Raw genomic sequence first — 16,293 nt, 5'->3', positions numbered from 1 at the left:
CGGTGTTATGATAAGGACAACAAAAGGAAACAAACGCTGCGGGAGGAATCTATCATGCAAATCATACGGGAACGAGAAATCGACCTGCTGCTGGCGGGCCGCGCGGGGGTCGACTTGAATACGACCCGTGCAGGCTGCACTTTTTCGGAAATTCCGTCTTTTACCAAGTCGGTGGGCGGTTCTCCGGCCAATATCGCGCAGGGAGCGGCCCGTCTGGGACTGAGAACCGGGTTCCTCGGTAAAATCTCGCGCGACGGAATGGGCGAATACATTTTGGAAACCTTTCGAAAAGCGGGTATCCGGACCGAGGGAATGGTGGTTGACCAAACAGGTGCGCGCAACTGCATTGCGCTGACCGAGATTATCAGTCCGGAGCAAAGCGGCGGGTATACGACGGATGGAGAAGCGTTCCATCATGGTACTTATCTTTACCGCACAGGCACGGCGGATTTGCTCTATGCGCCTGAGGAAGTCAACCGTACGTTGCTGGGTCAGGCCAGAGCAGTCCTGCTGTCCGGTACGGCGTTTTCGCAGTCGCCGTCGCGGGAAGCCATGTTTGAAATCCTGCGTCTGGCGCGTGAGCTGGGCGTATGGACCGTGCTGGATATCGATTATCGACCGTTTGGCTGGCAGTCTCGGGAGGAAACGGCGCAATGCTACGCGCGGGCAATCGCGCAATGCGATATGGTCATTGGCAATCGAGAGGAGTTCGATGCAGTCGAATACCTGACCATGCCGCAAAATCGCGATAATGAGAAATCTGCGCGGACGCTTATCGAGCAGGGCGTACAACTGGTTATTGTGAAGGATGGCGCCAAGGGTTCGGTTGGCTATACGGCAGAGGGGGATATGGTGCGATGCGGCAGCATCCCGACCGCTGCGGTCAAGACTTTTGGTTCGGGGGATGCTTATGCGGCGGGGCTGATGTATGGCTTGCTGCGGGAAAAGGGATTGGCCTATGCCATGCAGTTAGGTACGGCATGCGCGTCGCTGGCGCTGACAACGATAAGCTGCGGTGACGCGATGCCGGATTTTACAGCGGCGGAGGCGCATCGGGCCGCACATGAAGAGGGGATGATGCCGTGAGATGGACGCAGGACTATGTCGCACGGGCGGCGGCTGAGCGGCGCATCGTGGCAGGATTTAATGTGTTCGGCCATGAAGACGCGCAGGCGGTCATCCGTGCGGCCGAGCGGGTGGGGGCGCCCGTGCTGCTCATGGTTAACCGCGATGCCAGCAGAGTGATGGCCGTGGAGCACTGGGGCGCGCTGCTGGGATCGCTGGCAAACGCCGCGGCGGTACCGGTTGGGGTGCATTTGGATCACTGTTCGAAAACCAATACGGTTTTGCGCGCCATCGACAGCGGCTTTTCCTCGGTGATGTATGATGGATCCAAGCGGCCTATTGCGGAAAATTTGGAGATCACGGGAGAAATTGTGCAGCAGGCGCATGCAAGGCAGGTGTTGGTGGAAGCGGAGTTGGGTACGGTGCCGTACAGCGATCTGGGTGAGACGGAAATCCGCTTAACCGATCCGGAGGAGGCGCACCGCATGCAGCAGAAAACCGGTGTGGATTGGCTGGCGGTTTCGGTTGGGAATATCCACCGGCTGGAAACGCAAAAAGTTCCAATTCGGTTTCCGGTACTGCGGAAGATAGAGCGGTCGTGTACGCTGCCGTTGGTCGTGCACGGTGCAAGCGGAATTGTCGAGCAGGACGTACTCCGACTCAAAAAAACACGGGTCGGCAAGATGAATTTCGGCACGGTGCTGCGCAAGGCGTTCGGCTATGCGCTGCGGGAGCAGATGGAGCAGTATCAGGCGGAATTTGACCGGCTGAGATTGTTTGATAAGCCGACAGCGCAGGTGGAAGAACAGGCGTATCAAATTGTTGACATGTTATGGCGGGAGGAAACAGAACAATGAGACTGCATCAGGGAAAACCGTTTGAAGCGGGCTATCAGGCGATCACCGAATTGGATGGCAAGCACAGCGAAATGCTGATGGATTTCGGTATTTTAAAGCTGACAGCGGGCATGGAGTTTACCGACGAAAAGCCGCTTGAGCGTGTGTTTGTACTGCTGTATGGCGAAATCCAAGTAGAGCTGGACGGCAAAGTGATTCAGGCAGCGCGGCCGACCTATACCAATGACACCATCTGGAGCATCAATCTGCCGAAAAACAAGGCGGTCAGACTGCGCGGCGTGGCGCAGGACAGCGAGGTGGCGGTTATCCGCACGGAAAACGACAAGGACTTTGCGCCGGTCGTGCGCGCGGGAGATGATGTGGTCGAAGAGGTGCGCGGCCGCGGCTTTATGAACGAGGCGGGCACACGTATTGTCCGCACAGCGCAGGATATCCGCCTGTCGCCGGAGTCCAACATTATGTTTGGCGAGGATATGCATTATCCCGGCAAATGGTCGGGTTTCCCTTCACACTCGCATGCCCAGCCAGAGATTTATTTCTATAAATTTTATCCGGAAAACGGGTTCGGCCTGCTGCGCCTGGGAGATGAGGGCGTGCTGCTGGAGCATAACGATACGGTGCTTATCGAGCCGAATAAGGTGCATCCGCAAGTGGCGGCACCGGGGTACGCGATGTATTATCTTTGGGTGATTCGCCATCTGGACGGCAATCCTTATGTCAAGCCGGATTTTGACCCGCAGTATTTGTGGGTCGAGCAGCCGGGCGCAAAATACTGGCCGGAAGCATAAATCTGCCCGAAAACAGCAATGCCCGTCCGCAGCAGCGGAAAACGGGCGGGAAAGGATGTATCATTATGGCAGGCAAAGCACTGCACACAAAGTCGATTTGGAAAAGCAACCTTCTCAGCGATATCCGGATTGCCAGACAGGCGGGTTTCAGCGCACTGGAGATGGCAGGAACCAAGGTGTGGGACTATCTGGAGGCCGGCTGCACACCGGAAACGGTGAAAGAAGCGCTGGCACAATATGATATGCGCCTCATCAGCATCAATGATATCGCGCATGTCGAGCGCACGGATGACGATAACATCTCCCGCATGCTTCGCGAGACCGAGACGCTGTCTGCATTTGCGCGCGAGGTGGGCTGCGACTGTATTCAGCTGGTGCCGCTCTGCGCTTTGGAAGGACGCCCGGAGGAAGAGGTCATTGAGCTGACTGCAAAGAATATTCGCCGCATCTGTGACATTGGGGCGCGGCATGGCGTGCGTTTTCAGCTGGAACCGGTGGCATGGTCGCCCATTCATTCGCTGCGTGCAGCCAAATTGCTGATTGATGCGGTCGGACGCGATAATTTCGGCACGGTCATTGATTTCTGGCATTTGTGGTACGGTGCGGAGACTACACCCGACGATGTGCGCGCATTGGACCCATCGCTTATCTATCATATCCATTTTTGCGACGGACGCCGCAATGCGCCGGGGACGGTTTGTGATGAAACCGTACTGCGCGGCTGCTATGCAGGCGAGGGGGATATTCCGTTGGCAGAGTGGGTGCAGGCGGTCAAGGACACCGGCTATGACGGCTGGTGGAGTTATGAACTGGTCAGTGCGAAGCACTGGCAGGCGGATACGGCGACAGTGGCTGCGGAAACCAGTCGTCTGCTGGACTGCTATGTGTTTGACAAGGCATAAGGGAAAAGAAAAAGCAAGGCGCCGCTTACAGCGGTGCCTTGCTTTTTTGTCTGAAAATCGTGGCTTTCGATTTGCGCACGGAATTAGGCCAGATAGGGAGCCGCAATGCGATCGATGCCTTCGGGATCGCTCTCGCGCCATGCGGCAAAGGTCTTTCCGGAAGCGGCAACGGTCTTGCCCAGCTCCACCAGAAATGCGGGGATTTCGCTTTCGAGAATGGCGCCCAGCTCACGGCCCATCGCTTCGCTGCCTTGGCGGCCGCAGCCACCGACAAACAACGTGAAAGCGGACTGCGGCTTGCCGTCCACCAGCTTGGACGCACCGCGGAAACCGATAGAGCCGGTCTGATGCGTGCCACACGAGGAAGCGCAGCCGGAAATATGCATCTGGGGCAGCGCGCCGTCCGGCAGATTTGCTTCGCGCACCGCCGCAATGCAGGCGGTGAGCAGGCCCTGCGAGTCACGCATGCCAACCTGACAGGTCATGCCGCCGATGCAGCTGACCGAGGTTTCAAACAGCGTGCGTGCGCTGTCTGCGGTTGCAGCCAGCACTTTTTCTGCTTCTGCACCAGTCAGGTTGACGATATAGGCGGCTTCATCCGGCGCAAGGCGCAGTTCCGCATCCTGCATGTTTGCCAGCAAATCACTGAGCGCACACAGCGTTTCGGGAGCGGGCTGCCCGCCAATCGGATGCCAAATTACCGTGTACAGACCGGGTTGTTTCTGCTCAATGATGCGCGGGCCGCTGACCGTTGTGCCGTCGCCGGACTTGGCGATAACCTGCGGCTCGACCGAAAGCGTTAATTCTTCGCCGGAGGCATAGACCTCGTCCAGCTTTTCGCGGAACGCCTTGATATAGTTCTGCTCGCCGCCAAGGGCTTCCACCATATAGCGGGTGCGGGCCTTGCCGCGGTTTTCGTAGTTGCCATAGGCGCGGAAAGTCAGCCACATGGCCTTAATATAATACAGGATTTGCGAGGGTTCCACGGCTTCGCCCACCTGTACACCCATACGAGGATTGTTGCCCAGACCGCCTGCGCTGTATACGTCGAATTTGCCGTCCGCACGTGCGACAAAGCCGAGGTCGCGGTAGGTCGCATGTGTTTGGTTAGCCGGAGAGTTGGAAAAGCCGACTTTGAGCTTGCGCGGCATCTTTTCGGCCTTGATAAAGCCCAGCAAGTAGTTGCCGGCGGCTTCCGCCCACGGCAGGGTATCGAAATACTCGTCTTTCTGTACGCCGGAGAGCGGCGAGCACATAACGTTGCGGGGGAAGTCGCCGCCGCCGCCCATGGTCACGATGCCGGCGTCGAGCGCTTGTTCCATAATGGTGCATACCGTGTCTTGGTCGAGGTCGTGCAGCTGAATGGTCTGGCAGGTGGTGAAATGCGCACGCGGAACGGTATAGGTGCGGAGCATCTGCGCGACAAATGCCAGCTTTTCTCGGGTTACACGGCCCGCAGGCATGCGCAAACGCAGCATGCTGGCTTTGCCGCCTTTCTGAGCATAGCTGCCATAGTAGCCGGAAAAACCCTTGTATTCGCCGACTTTGATTTCTCCTGCATAAAATGCTGCGGTCTTTTCGCGGAAGGCGGGCAGGTCCGCTTTCCAGCTCTGGGGATTGATGGTGTTCATGGATATCCTCCTTGTTTGATTCCAAGCAAAAACCGACCCCGTGCGACAGCATGCAGCGGGTGCCGATCGTCTTGTCCTTATTATACGATATTTCACGCGGAATGACAATTTATCCGCGTTGATTATTGATTTTTTTCAGACGTGTAAAAAAGCCCTGACACACGGGGAATAAGACTGGTGTGTCGGGGCTTTGAGAAGAGGGGGCTAGTTTTGGATTAGTACAACCGAAAGGTCGTTGACGTTGGTGCCGGTAGCACCGGTGACGATCAGACCGCCGCAGGCAGACAGCGCATGATAAGCGTCGTTATCCGCTAGCACCTGTGCCACCGAAATGCCCTGTGCGCGCAGCATATCATACGTGGTTCCGTCGACATAACCGCCGGCGGCGTCGGTTGGCCCGTCGGTTCCGTCGGAGCCGACTGAGAACACCGCTGCGTTGCCATGCCCGCGCAGGCCCTCGGCTGCAGCGAGTGCAAGTTCCTGGTTACGGCCGCCTTTTCCGTGTCCAGTCAGATGTACAACAGTTTCACCACCTGCGAGAAAGGCGCGCTTTTCGCCGCGTCCTGCGTGATGCTGCGCAATGTTGGACAGGAAAACACCGGCATCTCGCGCCGTACAGCAGAGTGACTCGGTCAGAATTTCGGTGCGGTAGCCGAGAGAAATGCAGGCTTGGACTGCATGACGGCACAATACGGATATGCCTCCGATCACGCGGTTGCGTACATGGGGCAGCGCCTGCGGCAGTGGCTGCGCAAGCAAGCTACACGCCTTTGCGGAAAGTGACAGCCCATACCGCTCGGCAATGGGCACCGCCGAGCCCGCGGCGGTTTCATCCACTGCGCTTAAGCCCGAGGCGATGACGTCCGGACGATCCCCCAGAACATTACTGAGCAGCAATGCTTCCACGTGAGCAGGGGCGCAGTGCTCGGCCAGTCGACCGCCCTTGACCATGCTGAATCGTTTGCGCACAGCGTTCATTTCCGTGATATCCGCGCCCGAGGCAAGCAGGGCCTGCGTGATGCGCTGCATCTCGTCAAGCCCGATCAGCGGCAGTTCGAGCAGCGCCGAGCCGCCGCCGGAAATCAGCAGCAGTACGGTGTCCTGCACGGTCAGGTTTTGCGTCAGGCTGAGCGCACGTCGTGCGGCACGCACTGAATTTTCGTCCGGCACGGGATGGCCGGCCTCGATGATCTCCAGACCGTTAAGCGGGCCTTCGCTGTGTCGGTATTTGGTGACAACAAGGCCTGCGGAAATTTGCTCGCCGAGCACCTGCTGCGCGGCCTGCGCCATGCGCCATGCAGCTTTGCCGACCGCCAGCAGAATGGTGCGTCCGGCAGGCTGCTGCCAGTCCGCCAGTGCTTCCTGCACGGCATGGTCGGGCAGGGAGGCGCGAATGGCTGTCTGATAGATGGTTTCCGCATCGGTGCGCAGACTCATAGCGGTTCCTCCTTTGGTTTAGTCCACAATGTGGATGGGGGTGCCCGCAAGCCATTGGGACAGATTGTTTGCCGCCATGTCCATGATACGTGCGCGGCTTTCGCGGGAGGCCCAACTGATGTGCGGGGTGATGAAGCAGTTTTTGGCATGCAGCAGCGGGTTATCGCCCGCGATTGGCTCGGTGGAGACAACGTCCAGACCGGCGGCATAGACCTTGCCGCTTTCCAGTGCGTCTGCCAAATCCTGTTCGTTGATGAGTGGCCCGCGGGAGTTATTGAGCAGAATGACGCCATCCTTCATTTTTGCAATGCTTTCCTTGCAAATCATGCCACGCGTTTCGGGAAAGAGCGGGCAGTGCAGCGCAATCACATCGCTTTGTGCATATAGTGCGTCCAGTGAAACATAGTCTCCGATGGCGCGCCCCTCGTCGCAAAGATTGTTATCATACGCGAGAATACGCATTCCCATGGCCTTGGCAATGCGCGCTGTCTGCCGGCCGATGCGGCCGAAACCGATAACGCCCATTGTTTTGCCGTCCAGTTCGATGAGCGGATAGTCCCAGAAGCACCAGTCCGGGCAGGACTGCCATCGTCCATCGCGCACGGCTTGCGCGTGATGGGCAACATGATGGCAGATTTCCAGCAGCATGGCGATCGCATACTGTCCGACGGCAGCTGTTCCGTAGGCGGGAACGTTGGTCACCGGGATGCCTCGCTCGCGGGCAGCCTGCACATCTACGACATCATAGCCGGTTGCCAGCACGCCGATATAGCGGATTGAGGGACATGCGTCGAGTGTTTCTCGTCGCAGCGGTGTTTTGTTGGTGATAACAATTTCCGCGCTGCCGATGTGTGGAATGATCTGATCAACGGGGGTGCGGTCAAAAACCGTCACCTCGCCCAGCGCTTCAAATGGCGCCCAGGATAGATCTCCCGGATTTTCGGTATAGCCGTCCAAAATGACGATTTTGCTCATGACAAGTCCTTCTTTCCTTGGTTAATCCTCCGGCATGTCCCAGTGGAAACAAGCGTAGTAAGGTGCAGCCTTGCGGCGCAGATAATCGGCATCGTCCTTCTTTGACCAGTCGTACAGGCCTTTTCCCACGCTGCGGCCGGTCTTTCCAGACGCTAGGCCATCCAGCACGATCTGTTGGATGGCACGGGTGCTGCACAGATCGGGATAAACGGTCTGGGCAATATCGCGCTCCAGATTGAAGCCGACATCGTCAAAGTATTCGAGCAGGCCAATGGATGCATAACGCATGCCGACTGCGTATTTGATGGCTTTGTCAATGTCTGAGACGGAAACCACGCCTTGTTCAACCAGATAAAGCGATTCGCGGAACAATGCCTGCGCCAGACGGTTGATGATGAAGCCGGGGACACTCTTGCGCAGTGTGACAACTTCACGGTCCAGCTCTTCCATGAATACACGCAGGCGGTCGATGGTCGCGGGCGAAGTGTTCGGACCGCCGACCAGCTCGACCAACGGTAACATGTGCGCGGGCTGGAACGGATGTGTGACGGCAAAACGTTCCGGGTGCGCCATCTCGGCAGTCAGCAGCTCAACCGAGATGGCCGAGGTGGTGGATGCCATCAGCGTATCCGGTGCGACGACCGCTTCAACCTGACGGTAAATGCCTTTTTTGACGTTCACATCCTCAAATGCAGCTTCCAGAACGAATACGCAGTCTTTCAGAGCTGCGGTGTCGGTGGTAAGCGTGAACCGCCGCAATATTGATGCACGGTTTTTCTCGGTTGCCAGCCCCTGTTGCACCAGTTCGTCCAGATTGCCTTCCAGAATGCCGCGACAGCGCTTGAGGTCGTCCTCATCCAGTCCAACGATCGTGACTTCGCAGCCGTGTCCCGCCATCAGTGTTGCCATACCCGCGCCGACGCGGCCCGCGCCGACAACGCCGGTTTTGTAATTGAGCATTTGTGTTTCTCCTTTCAAGTCGTGGATGCAATGGTTGCTACACCCCTATACAAAAGCAAGATGTTTGCCAATAGGAGAACGACGAGAAGAAAGGAGCAGTATGAACAAAAAAGACTTAAAAATTTATGGAAAATACCAATGGGCTGCTTCAAGTGATAGGGGCCGGATTAAAAACATAGGTGCCGTTGTAAATCTGATGGCGGTCGGCACAGGTTTGCGTCCGGCCGGATGCGACATCAATCACTCGATGAAACAGCCTCAGGCCGACGGCAGCAACGTCTTCTTCGCCGGATGCGATAGTGCCGGCGTTAATGTCGATTAGGTCGGGCCACTGGTGGTATAGATCGTTGCGCGTACCGACTTTGATAACCGGAATGGCCCTGAGATTATACGGCGTGCCGCGTCCGGTGATAAATACCTGCAAACCAATTCCGGAGGCCATTTGCGAGGTGCCGCAGATCATATCGTTGGCAGGTGTTGCTGCATATATCATACCATGCTTGGTGGGGCGTGCACCAGTAGCAATCACCTCGACAATGGGGGCATGACCGGATTTTGCGATGGAACCCATGGCTTTTTCCACGATATTGGTCAACCCACCTTGTTTATTACCGGGTGTTGGGTTGGCGCTGCGATCGACGCCGCCTGCCGACAGGTATCGGTCGTACCAGCCGAGCTCCTCGCATAGGCGATGGCAGGTTTGCTCGTCCGGTGTGCGCGCAGCAAGAAAAGCCGCGCCGTCTCTTACCTCTGAATTTTCGGAAAACATCACCGTTGCACCTGCCCGAACCAGCATATCGGCGGCGTAGCCGGCGGCGGGATTGCCGGTCAGTCCGGAAAACGCGTCGCTGCCGCCGCATTGCAGACCGATAACGAGGGAGGAAAGCGGAAGCGGCTGACGGCGGCGCTGCTCCAGTAGAGCTAGTTTGCGTTCGGCACGCTCTGCGATGGCGTGGATCATCCCGTCATAGCCCTTGCAGTCCTGCAATACCACGCGGTCGTCATCGGTTATTTCCGTTTCATCCAGCACGCGCTCTGGCGTCAATTTTTCACACCCGAGAGATACAATCAGAGCTTGTCCGCCAAAATTTGGGTGGTGAATCAAGTTGCGGATTGTGCGAATGGGAATGACGGCCTCGGGCGCGTCAATTGCAACACCGCATCCGTAAGGAGGGACCAGAACGACAACATCCTCTACATGAGGATAGTGAGGCAAAAGATTTTGCCGGATAAACTCGGCGGCACGCTCGGTTACTCCGGCGGCGCATTGCACGGTGGTGATAATACCCAGCAGATTACGCGTGCCGGCAGTGCCGTTGCCGCAGTCATAGCCGTCAAACGTATCAACGGGAGGTGTGGGCAAGGCTTTGAGCGAGAGAAGATTGGTGCCCCAGCGTAAGCTCTCCAGTGCAGGGGGCGGTGCCTGTTCCAGTTCGTGTTGACCAATGTATCCGCCGGCAGGTACATCGCATCGCAGATAACCGATGCATACGCCGTATCGGATAACGGCATCTCCCTGATGCAGGTTGGTCAGTGCGGCTTTGTGTCCTTGTGGAATCGGCTGCTGTACAGGGATACCGTCCAAAAGCAGCTCACCTGGCGCAAGCGGGCGAACGGCGATGGCGACATTATCAGCGGGATTGACTTGAATGCAAGTGTGCGGCATATTTTTCACTCCTTATTACAGACGCGCCGGGTTTGACCGGCGCGTTGTTTCTGTTATACTATGTAAGTGGCGGCTTATTGTGCTTTTTGGGTGGCAAATTTACCCAAATATGCGTGAATAACGCGCTCATCATTGCGCAATTCGGATGCTTTGCCGCCTAAAATAACTCGTCCGCCGTCGATGATATAAGCCTGATGTGAGATCTCAAGCGCAAGGCGGGCATTTTGCTCCACCAGCAGAATGGGGATGCCCTGTGTGCGGTTGATGGACACAATTTTTTCAAACAGCTCGGCAATGACCAACGGAGCAAGACCCATGGAGGGTTCGTCCAGCATGAGCATTTTGGGACGTGCCATCAATGCGCGGCCAATGGCCAGCATCTGTTGTTCGCCGCCGGATAAACTCCAGCCAAGCTGCTTTTCGCGTTCTTTCAGACGCGGAAACAGAGTGAAAACCTCTTCCAGCTCATTGGCGTAAGATTTGCTGCCGAAAAAACCGTGCCAGTTGATTGTGCCGGTTTCCAGATTGTCCCGCACCGTCAAGCCGGGGAAGATATGACGACCTTCCGGCACGTGGATGATGCCCATGTGCGCGATTTGTCTTGGCCGCTTGCCGATAATGGAGCCGGTGTCGGCAAAGTTAATCTCCCCTGTGCGGTGAATCATGCCGGAGATGGATTTGAGCAGGGTGGTTTTACCGGCGCCGTTTGCGCCGATGAGACAGGTGATTTCGCCGGCAGCCGCTTGCATATCGATCCCTTTCAGTGCTTCGATGGGCCCATAGTATGCGTGAAGACCTTTGATATCAAGCATTGTTATCCCTCCCTAAGTATGCTTCAATGACCGCTTCGTTGGAGGAGATTTCCATTGGCGTGCCTTGCGCTATCACTTTGCCGAAGCATAACACGACGATTTCCTCGCAGATGTTCATGATCATGTCCATTGAGTGTTCGATTAACAGTACTCCGATATTACGTTCTTGAGCGGCAAACCGAAGCAATTCCATGATGTCATCAATTTCCTTGTTGTTTAAGCCGGCTGCGGGTTCGTCAACCAGCATTATGCGGGGATGCGCCAGCATGGCGCGAACGATTTCAAGCTGTTTGCGCTGACCGTAGGCGAGCGCGCTGATATCGTCATCCCAGTCAAACGAGAAATCAAGGAATTGCAGCAGCTCGTTGAGTTCTTCATCGAATGAGGCGTTGCCGTGGCCGAAAAAGCTGCGCAAATACCCGACTTGTCGATGCAGATCCGTGCCCAGCAGCAGATTGTCGCGGATGTTGGAGCGTTGAAGAAAACGGGGGGTTTGGAAGGTGCGGCCAATTCCCATGCGTGCACGCTGGTGGGAGGGCTTTTGTGTGATGTCCTGTTCATCCAGAAAGATAGTGCCTTCATCGGCGGTGTAAATGCCGCTGATGAGATTCATCAGTGTGGATTTACCGGCGCCGTTAGGACCTATCAGACCATGAACCGTGCCGGGCATAACGGAAAAGGTGACGTCCTCTGCGGCGACAACGCCGCCAAACCGCTTGCAGACGTGATCCAGACGAAGAATAGGGTTCATTTTTGCTCCTCCTTATGTGCAGAAGACGTTTTTTTGCCCAGCGCACGCTTGATGCTTTTACAGATGCTGGATGACAGTCCGGCAAGACCCATCGGCATGAAGATCATTAACAGGATAACGCCGATGCCGTAAATCAGCTGTAAATACTGTTGCATGCCGCGCAGCCATTCGGGCAGCAGGGTTACCAATACCGAACCAACAAAGACGCCGGCCGTATTATTGATGCCGCCGAGCATGCCCATGATGATATACGTGGTGGAACGTTCAAACGTGAACATATCGGAAGAAACAAACTGGCTGTGCATGGCGTATAGTGCACCGGCTACAGCGGCAAAAATACCTGCAATGGTAAAAGCAATAACTTTGGTCATAAATACATTGATGCCAAGCGTTTGTGCGGCAACTTCGTTATCACGCACCGCAGCGAGAGAACGGCCAAGCTGGGTGCGGCGGATGCGCTCCACCAGAATGGCGGTCAGCAGAACGATGACGGCAAGCAAATAGAACCATTCGTTATAATCCTTAGGGGTCCAACCGAAAATCTGAATGGATGATACGCCGGAGATACCGTCCGGGCCGCCGAACAGAGGACGATAGTTGAGGAAGAAGCACCAGGCAACCTGAACCAAGCCGACGGTTGCAAAGGTGAAATACGTGCCTTTGAGGCGAAACAATACCATGCCGATGGCGAAAGCGACGATACCGGCAAACACCGGTGTGAGCAGAAGCACAGCGAAGGAATCCACCCAAAAGCCCCAGCGGCCAGAGCACAGATTGGCTGCAAAGTATGCACCTACGCCCATAAATGCTGTTGCGGCAAAAGAGAGCTGTCCACCCAAACCGAGCATGACGGAAACGCCGTATGTAGAAATGGAGTAGATAAGCGCGAGATTTACAATCATCATCGAGTAGCCGGTCGTGGCACGCGGGATAAGAACGATAAAAAGTATAACCCCAATCAGCAGCAGAAGCAGAGAGGGCTTCATGGTAAATCTTTTTGCATTTTTGTCTTTCATAAAGTTTCACCTCATGCCTTGTCCGAAATTTTTTCGCCAAACAGCCCTTGAGGACGAATCAGGAGCGCGGCGATCAGCACCAAGAAGACGACTGCATCTTTATATTGTGAAAACTGGATAGAGCTGTATGACTCCACCAGACCGATGAACAGTGAGCCGATGATGGCGCCCTTGATATTGCCGAAACCGCCCAGAACAACACCGGCAAAAGAACGGAGTTGCAGGGAACCAAGGGTATTGCTGACCATAAAAATAGGGGAAATCATATAACCGCCTACACCGGAAAGAATAACGACGATGATATAGGTGGCGGCGGTGGTCAGGATGGTCGGGATGCCTAGCAGTTCCGCAGCATAGCTGTCCTGTGCGGCAGCCTGCATCATGCGTCCGGCGTATAGACGTTCAAACAGGATGAAAACCAACACAATCAGCACGGCGCCAACAATAATAGTAAGGACATATTGCCATTGCAGCGAAACGGAGCCGATGCGAAGAACCGAGGCTTTGCCGGTCTCGGCATTGGTTATCAGCGGAGGCATGCTGCGGGGTAAGCTGCCCCAAATCAGCGTTGCCAGTTCTTTGAGCGCCATAGATGCACCCATGGTTGAAATGATGGTCGCAGCTGGATAGGAAGCGTTGCGGAGCGGCCAGTAAGTGGTAAACATGAATACCAGTGCAAGCACAGCAAAACAGATCAGCGAAAAAGGAACCATGATATAGAGTGGAAGCTCCAAATCAATGGTCAGCCAGCAGGTGATGAAAGCGCCCATCATTAAAAGATCACCTTGCGCAAAATTCATCACTCCGACGGCACGGATCAGCAGGATGATGCCCATAGCCATAAGTGCGTAAATCATACCCATGGCGAATCCGTTCACGGTTAAGGAAATTAGCGTATTTACATTCATTGTTTCACCTTTTACCTTTCTACATATTTTTATCAGCTTCCAATTTGTATGGAGAGCAAATAGCATGCCACCATAGGAGGTGCCTGTTTTTTACGACAGGCTTTCCAGCTGGACTGATGTTTTTTGTTGATTTTGTGCAGTGAAGACGCTGAAGAAAATGGGGGATTTGGAGAATCAGTCCAAAGATGCTTCAAAAGAATGAAACATCGAAATGAAACGCGAAACATTCTTTGCGCGTGATTGCAGGGCGGTCCGGGAAATTTGGTCACGAATGGACGTTTTGCCGTATTTTTTTGGTTTTCTATGTAAAAAACAACGAATTTCAAAAAAAGCTGCAAGATGGCATTGGTCTTGCTTTATACAAGGGCAACAGCCTGCATCGGAGGGTGGTTAAGGCTGCCATAGACCCGTATTTTTATTTTAAAGGAGGCATTATATAATGAACAAGAAGAAAATGTTGGCAATTCTGTGTATGGGATCTATTCTGCTGGGGACAACTGCCTGCGTGAGCACGAAAGCGCCGGAGGATGCCACAGAGGATACCACGCAGACTACACAGGAGCAAACTACAACGTCCGCAGAGGGGACGGTTTCGTTTGGTATTACGGCACCACTGTCCGGCACGAATAAAATGAATGGTGATTATATTATGAATGCTGCGAATCTGGCGGCAGATAAGATCAATTCGGAGGGCGGCATTCTCGGTAAAGAATTGGTGCTGGTGGCGGAAGATGAAGTAGACAATATGCAGGCATCGGTCAACGCAATGACCAAGCTGGTCAACAATCCGGATATCATGGCCTTCTTTGGTTCCTCATCGTCTTCCAATGATATCGGCGTTTCCCCTATCGTGGCAGAGAAAAAGGTAACTATGTTTGCAGCGGGCTCGTCGGCCAATATTCCGGACGAGAAAAACGATTATATGTGGCAGGTGCGAACAACAGATGATAAGTCGGGCGCGCGCATCGCGCAGGCTGCGGTCAATGAGCTTGGCATGAAAAATCCGGCGATCATGTTCTCGACCGAAAGCTTTGGCACAGGCCTGAAGGATCAGATTGTTGCCGGCCTGAAAGAACTTGGCATTACGGTGCCGGAAAGCAATCTGTATGGTTATACTACGGATGATAAGAACTTTGCTCCGATCATTACACAGATTCAAAATTCGGACGTGGATGGACTGATTGGTGTTTCTATGAGCCAGCTGCAGGCAGCGATGATCTGTCAGCAAGTGGATGCTGCCGGCTTGGATTTGCCGATGATTGGCGGCAACTCTTTCTGTACGGCGGTCTGCCGCGACAATGCAGGCAGTTCGGCTAACGGCTGGTATGCAATTGCAGACTGGACAAGCGAGGTTTCAACTCCGAACGGTAAAGCATTTGAGGATGCCTATCGCGAAGCGTATGGCGCTCCGTCGGATTACATTTCCGCAACCTGCTATGATGCGATCCTTCTGTTTAAGGAAGCATGTGAAATTGCCAATACCACGACGGATCGCGAGGCCATCAATGAGGCGCTCAAGCAAATCAAGGATTTTGAAGGCGTCATGACCACGTATAATTATCATGAAAATCATTGCCTGGCCTCCAATCAGATGCTTGTACAGAATAAGGACGGTCTGGCTGTTATGATTAGTGTAGTCGAGTAAAAGCGATTCTGTGTGATTGACCGCGTTGGCGAGAAGGAGGCTGTAAGTTGAATTATACGATTACGCCGATGTTGATGGGACGATTTGTAGGACATGAAAAATCGGCATTTACCTACAAGAAGGATTATGGCGTTGGATTAAACGCACCATTGTTTACATTTTTGGTGCAGGGCGGCGGAAAAAACATTTTGTTTGACTGTGGGCCGGAAAGTCCGGAACTGGCGCCGTTGAAAACGCATCGGCAGATTACAGAGCATGTTTCGCTGCAGCAGCAGCTGGAACAGCATGGCTTAAAGCCTTCAGATGTGGATGCGGTGGTATTATCCCATTTGCATTGGGACCATTCTTACAATTTGGAACTCTTTCCGGACAAGCCGATTTATGTGCAGACGGAAGAAGTGCGTGCGGCATTAACGCCCATACCCTGTGAGGAGCATAATTACAATGTCAAGGATGGAAACGGTTTGCCGCAATGGCTGGCCGGTTTCGAGGCAATGGTGCAGCTGGAGGGTGATTTTCAGTTGGCGGATGGATTGCAAATCGTGACACTGCCCGGCCACAGTCCAGGTTTACACGGCCTGCTGGTAGATACGGCGGAAGGCCGGTATATGCTGGCGAGCGATCATTATCCTCTGATCGAGAATTTCGAAAAAGGCATTCCTGCAGGAAGCCATACCAGCTTGTATCAATGGTACGACAGTCATAAGAAAGTGCTGAAACTGGCGGACTATGTTTTGCCGGGACACGACGATTATGTATTGCGCCGACAGGTATACGGTGATATGATGTAACACAAAAGCTGTCTCTTATACACATCTCCGAGCCCACGAGACTGCGTAAGGTATCTGGTATGCCGTCTTCTGCTTGAAAAAACGGGGGG

General features: G+C 54.5%; 15 protein-coding genes. 6 read left to right on the top strand and 9 right to left on the bottom strand.

The genetic code is table 11. The features are described from left to right. The first annotated feature begins 54 nt into the window (after positions 1–54). The 4 genes from iolC to ACTQ34_RS03750 all read left to right on the top strand — a co-directional run bounded on the left by iolC (position 55) and on the right by ACTQ34_RS03750 (position 3,612). On the top strand, positions 55–1,086 hold the full coding sequence (gene iolC, locus ACTQ34_RS03765) for a 5-dehydro-2-deoxygluconokinase (protein WP_441362573.1): 1,032 nt from the start codon (positions 55–57) through the stop codon (positions 1,084–1,086). Next, the gene (locus ACTQ34_RS03760) at positions 1,083–1,922 is read left to right on the top strand and encodes a class II fructose-bisphosphate aldolase (RefSeq protein WP_441362572.1); all 840 of its coding nucleotides are present in this window, start codon (positions 1,083–1,085) and stop codon (positions 1,920–1,922) included. Before iolC ends, ACTQ34_RS03760 begins: the two co-directional genes overlap by 4 nt. Next, a complete protein-coding gene (locus ACTQ34_RS03755; protein WP_441362571.1) occupies positions 1,919–2,710 on the top strand; it encodes a 5-deoxy-glucuronate isomerase in 792 nt (263 codons plus the stop codon). The genes ACTQ34_RS03760 and ACTQ34_RS03755 overlap by 4 nt, the downstream gene beginning before the upstream one ends. Before the next feature lie 65 nt (positions 2,711–2,775). Further along, on the top strand, positions 2,776–3,612 hold the full coding sequence (locus tag ACTQ34_RS03750) for a sugar phosphate isomerase/epimerase family protein (RefSeq protein WP_441362570.1): 837 nt from the start codon (positions 2,776–2,778) through the stop codon (positions 3,610–3,612). Between the two features lie 83 nt (positions 3,613–3,695). Here the strand turns inward: ACTQ34_RS03750 and ACTQ34_RS03745 are convergent, their stop codons facing one another. The 9 genes from ACTQ34_RS03745 to ACTQ34_RS03705 all read right to left on the bottom strand — a co-directional run bounded on the left by ACTQ34_RS03745 (position 3,696) and on the right by ACTQ34_RS03705 (position 13,768). Beyond that, positions 3,696–5,243, bottom strand: a complete 1,548-nt coding sequence (locus tag ACTQ34_RS03745; protein WP_441362569.1) for a nitrite/sulfite reductase — start codon at positions 5,241–5,243, stop codon at positions 3,696–3,698. A gap of 204 nt (positions 5,244–5,447) precedes the next feature. Further along, a complete protein-coding gene (locus ACTQ34_RS03740; RefSeq protein WP_441362568.1) occupies positions 5,448–6,680 on the bottom strand; it encodes a glycerate kinase type-2 family protein in 1,233 nt (410 codons plus the stop codon). Positions 6,681–6,698: 18 nt separating this feature from the next. Next, entirely contained in the window at positions 6,699–7,655 is a 957-nt protein-coding gene (locus tag ACTQ34_RS03735; RefSeq protein ID WP_441362567.1) for a D-2-hydroxyacid dehydrogenase, read from the bottom strand. A 21-nt stretch (positions 7,656–7,676) separates the two neighbouring features. After that, entirely contained in the window at positions 7,677–8,615 is a 939-nt protein-coding gene (locus ACTQ34_RS03730; RefSeq protein ID WP_441362566.1) for a 3-hydroxyacyl-CoA dehydrogenase family protein, read from the bottom strand. Between the two features lie 148 nt (positions 8,616–8,763). Continuing rightward, complete coding sequence (locus tag ACTQ34_RS03725; RefSeq protein WP_441362565.1) at positions 8,764–10,281, bottom strand: UxaA family hydrolase; 1,518 nt, start codon at positions 10,279–10,281, stop codon at positions 8,764–8,766. Between the two features lie 74 nt (positions 10,282–10,355). After that, complete coding sequence (locus tag ACTQ34_RS03720; RefSeq protein WP_441362564.1) at positions 10,356–11,093, bottom strand: ABC transporter ATP-binding protein; 738 nt, start codon at positions 11,091–11,093, stop codon at positions 10,356–10,358. Beyond that, entirely contained in the window at positions 11,086–11,844 is a 759-nt protein-coding gene (locus tag ACTQ34_RS03715; RefSeq protein ID WP_441362563.1) for an ABC transporter ATP-binding protein, read from the bottom strand. Before ACTQ34_RS03715 ends, ACTQ34_RS03720 begins: the two co-directional genes overlap by 8 nt. Further along, a complete protein-coding gene (locus ACTQ34_RS03710) occupies positions 11,841–12,860 on the bottom strand; it encodes a branched-chain amino acid ABC transporter permease (protein ID WP_441362562.1) in 1,020 nt (339 codons plus the stop codon). Before ACTQ34_RS03710 ends, ACTQ34_RS03715 begins: the two co-directional genes overlap by 4 nt. An 11-nt stretch (positions 12,861–12,871) precedes the next feature. Beyond that, positions 12,872–13,768 carry a branched-chain amino acid ABC transporter permease gene (locus tag ACTQ34_RS03705; RefSeq protein WP_441362561.1) on the bottom strand — a complete coding sequence of 299 codons (897 nt, stop codon included), beginning with the start codon at positions 13,766–13,768 and terminating at the stop codon, positions 12,872–12,874. Between the two features lie 439 nt (positions 13,769–14,207). Here ACTQ34_RS03705 and ACTQ34_RS03700 point away from each other — a divergent pair, with 439 nt between their 5' ends. Next, on the top strand, positions 14,208–15,413 hold the full coding sequence (locus tag ACTQ34_RS03700) for an ABC transporter substrate-binding protein (protein WP_441362560.1): 1,206 nt from the start codon (positions 14,208–14,210) through the stop codon (positions 15,411–15,413). Positions 15,414–15,460: 47 nt separating this feature from the next. Beyond that, on the top strand, positions 15,461–16,204 hold the full coding sequence (locus ACTQ34_RS03695; RefSeq protein ID WP_441362559.1) for an N-acyl homoserine lactonase family protein: 744 nt from the start codon (positions 15,461–15,463) through the stop codon (positions 16,202–16,204). The last annotated feature ends 89 nt before the right edge of the window (positions 16,205–16,293 follow it).

The sequence above is a fragment of the Agathobaculum sp. LCP25S3_E8 genome, assembly GCF_052117165.1.
In the GTDB taxonomy this organism is placed as follows: Bacteria; Bacillota; Clostridia; order Oscillospirales; family Butyricicoccaceae; genus Agathobaculum.
Note: the sequence above shows the minus strand (reverse complement) of the source record. Positions and strands in the feature narration are given on the sequence as shown.

Bases quoted from the DNA above. Each gene is read 5' to 3' on its own strand.
- iolC (WP_441362573.1), top strand. From the start codon at position 55: ATGCAAATCATACGGGAACGAGAAATCGACCTGCTGCTGGCGGGCCGC.
- ACTQ34_RS03755 (WP_441362571.1), top strand. From the start codon at position 1,919: ATGAGACTGCATCAGGGAAAACCGTTTGAAGCGGGCTATCAGGCGATC.
- ACTQ34_RS03750 (WP_441362570.1), top strand. From the start codon at position 2,776: ATGGCAGGCAAAGCACTGCACACAAAGTCGATTTGGAAAAGCAACCTT.
- ACTQ34_RS03745 (WP_441362569.1), bottom strand. From the start codon at position 5,243: ATGAACACCATCAATCCCCAGAGCTGGAAAGCGGACCTGCCCGCCTTC.
- ACTQ34_RS03740 (WP_441362568.1), bottom strand. From the start codon at position 6,680: ATGAGTCTGCGCACCGATGCGGAAACCATCTATCAGACAGCCATTCGC.
- ACTQ34_RS03735 (WP_441362567.1), bottom strand. From the start codon at position 7,655: ATGAGCAAAATCGTCATTTTGGACGGCTATACCGAAAATCCGGGAGAT.
- ACTQ34_RS03730 (WP_441362566.1), bottom strand. From the start codon at position 8,615: ATGCTCAATTACAAAACCGGCGTTGTCGGCGCGGGCCGCGTCGGCGCG.
- ACTQ34_RS03725 (WP_441362565.1), bottom strand. From the start codon at position 10,281: ATGCCGCACACTTGCATTCAAGTCAATCCCGCTGATAATGTCGCCATC.
- ACTQ34_RS03720 (WP_441362564.1), bottom strand. From the start codon at position 11,093: ATGCTTGATATCAAAGGTCTTCACGCATACTATGGGCCCATCGAAGCA.
- ACTQ34_RS03715 (WP_441362563.1), bottom strand. From the start codon at position 11,844: ATGAACCCTATTCTTCGTCTGGATCACGTCTGCAAGCGGTTTGGCGGC.
- ACTQ34_RS03710 (WP_441362562.1), bottom strand. From the start codon at position 12,860: ATGAAAGACAAAAATGCAAAAAGATTTACCATGAAGCCCTCTCTGCTT.
- ACTQ34_RS03705 (WP_441362561.1), bottom strand. From the start codon at position 13,768: ATGAATGTAAATACGCTAATTTCCTTAACCGTGAACGGATTCGCCATG.
- ACTQ34_RS03700 (WP_441362560.1), top strand. From the start codon at position 14,208: ATGAACAAGAAGAAAATGTTGGCAATTCTGTGTATGGGATCTATTCTG.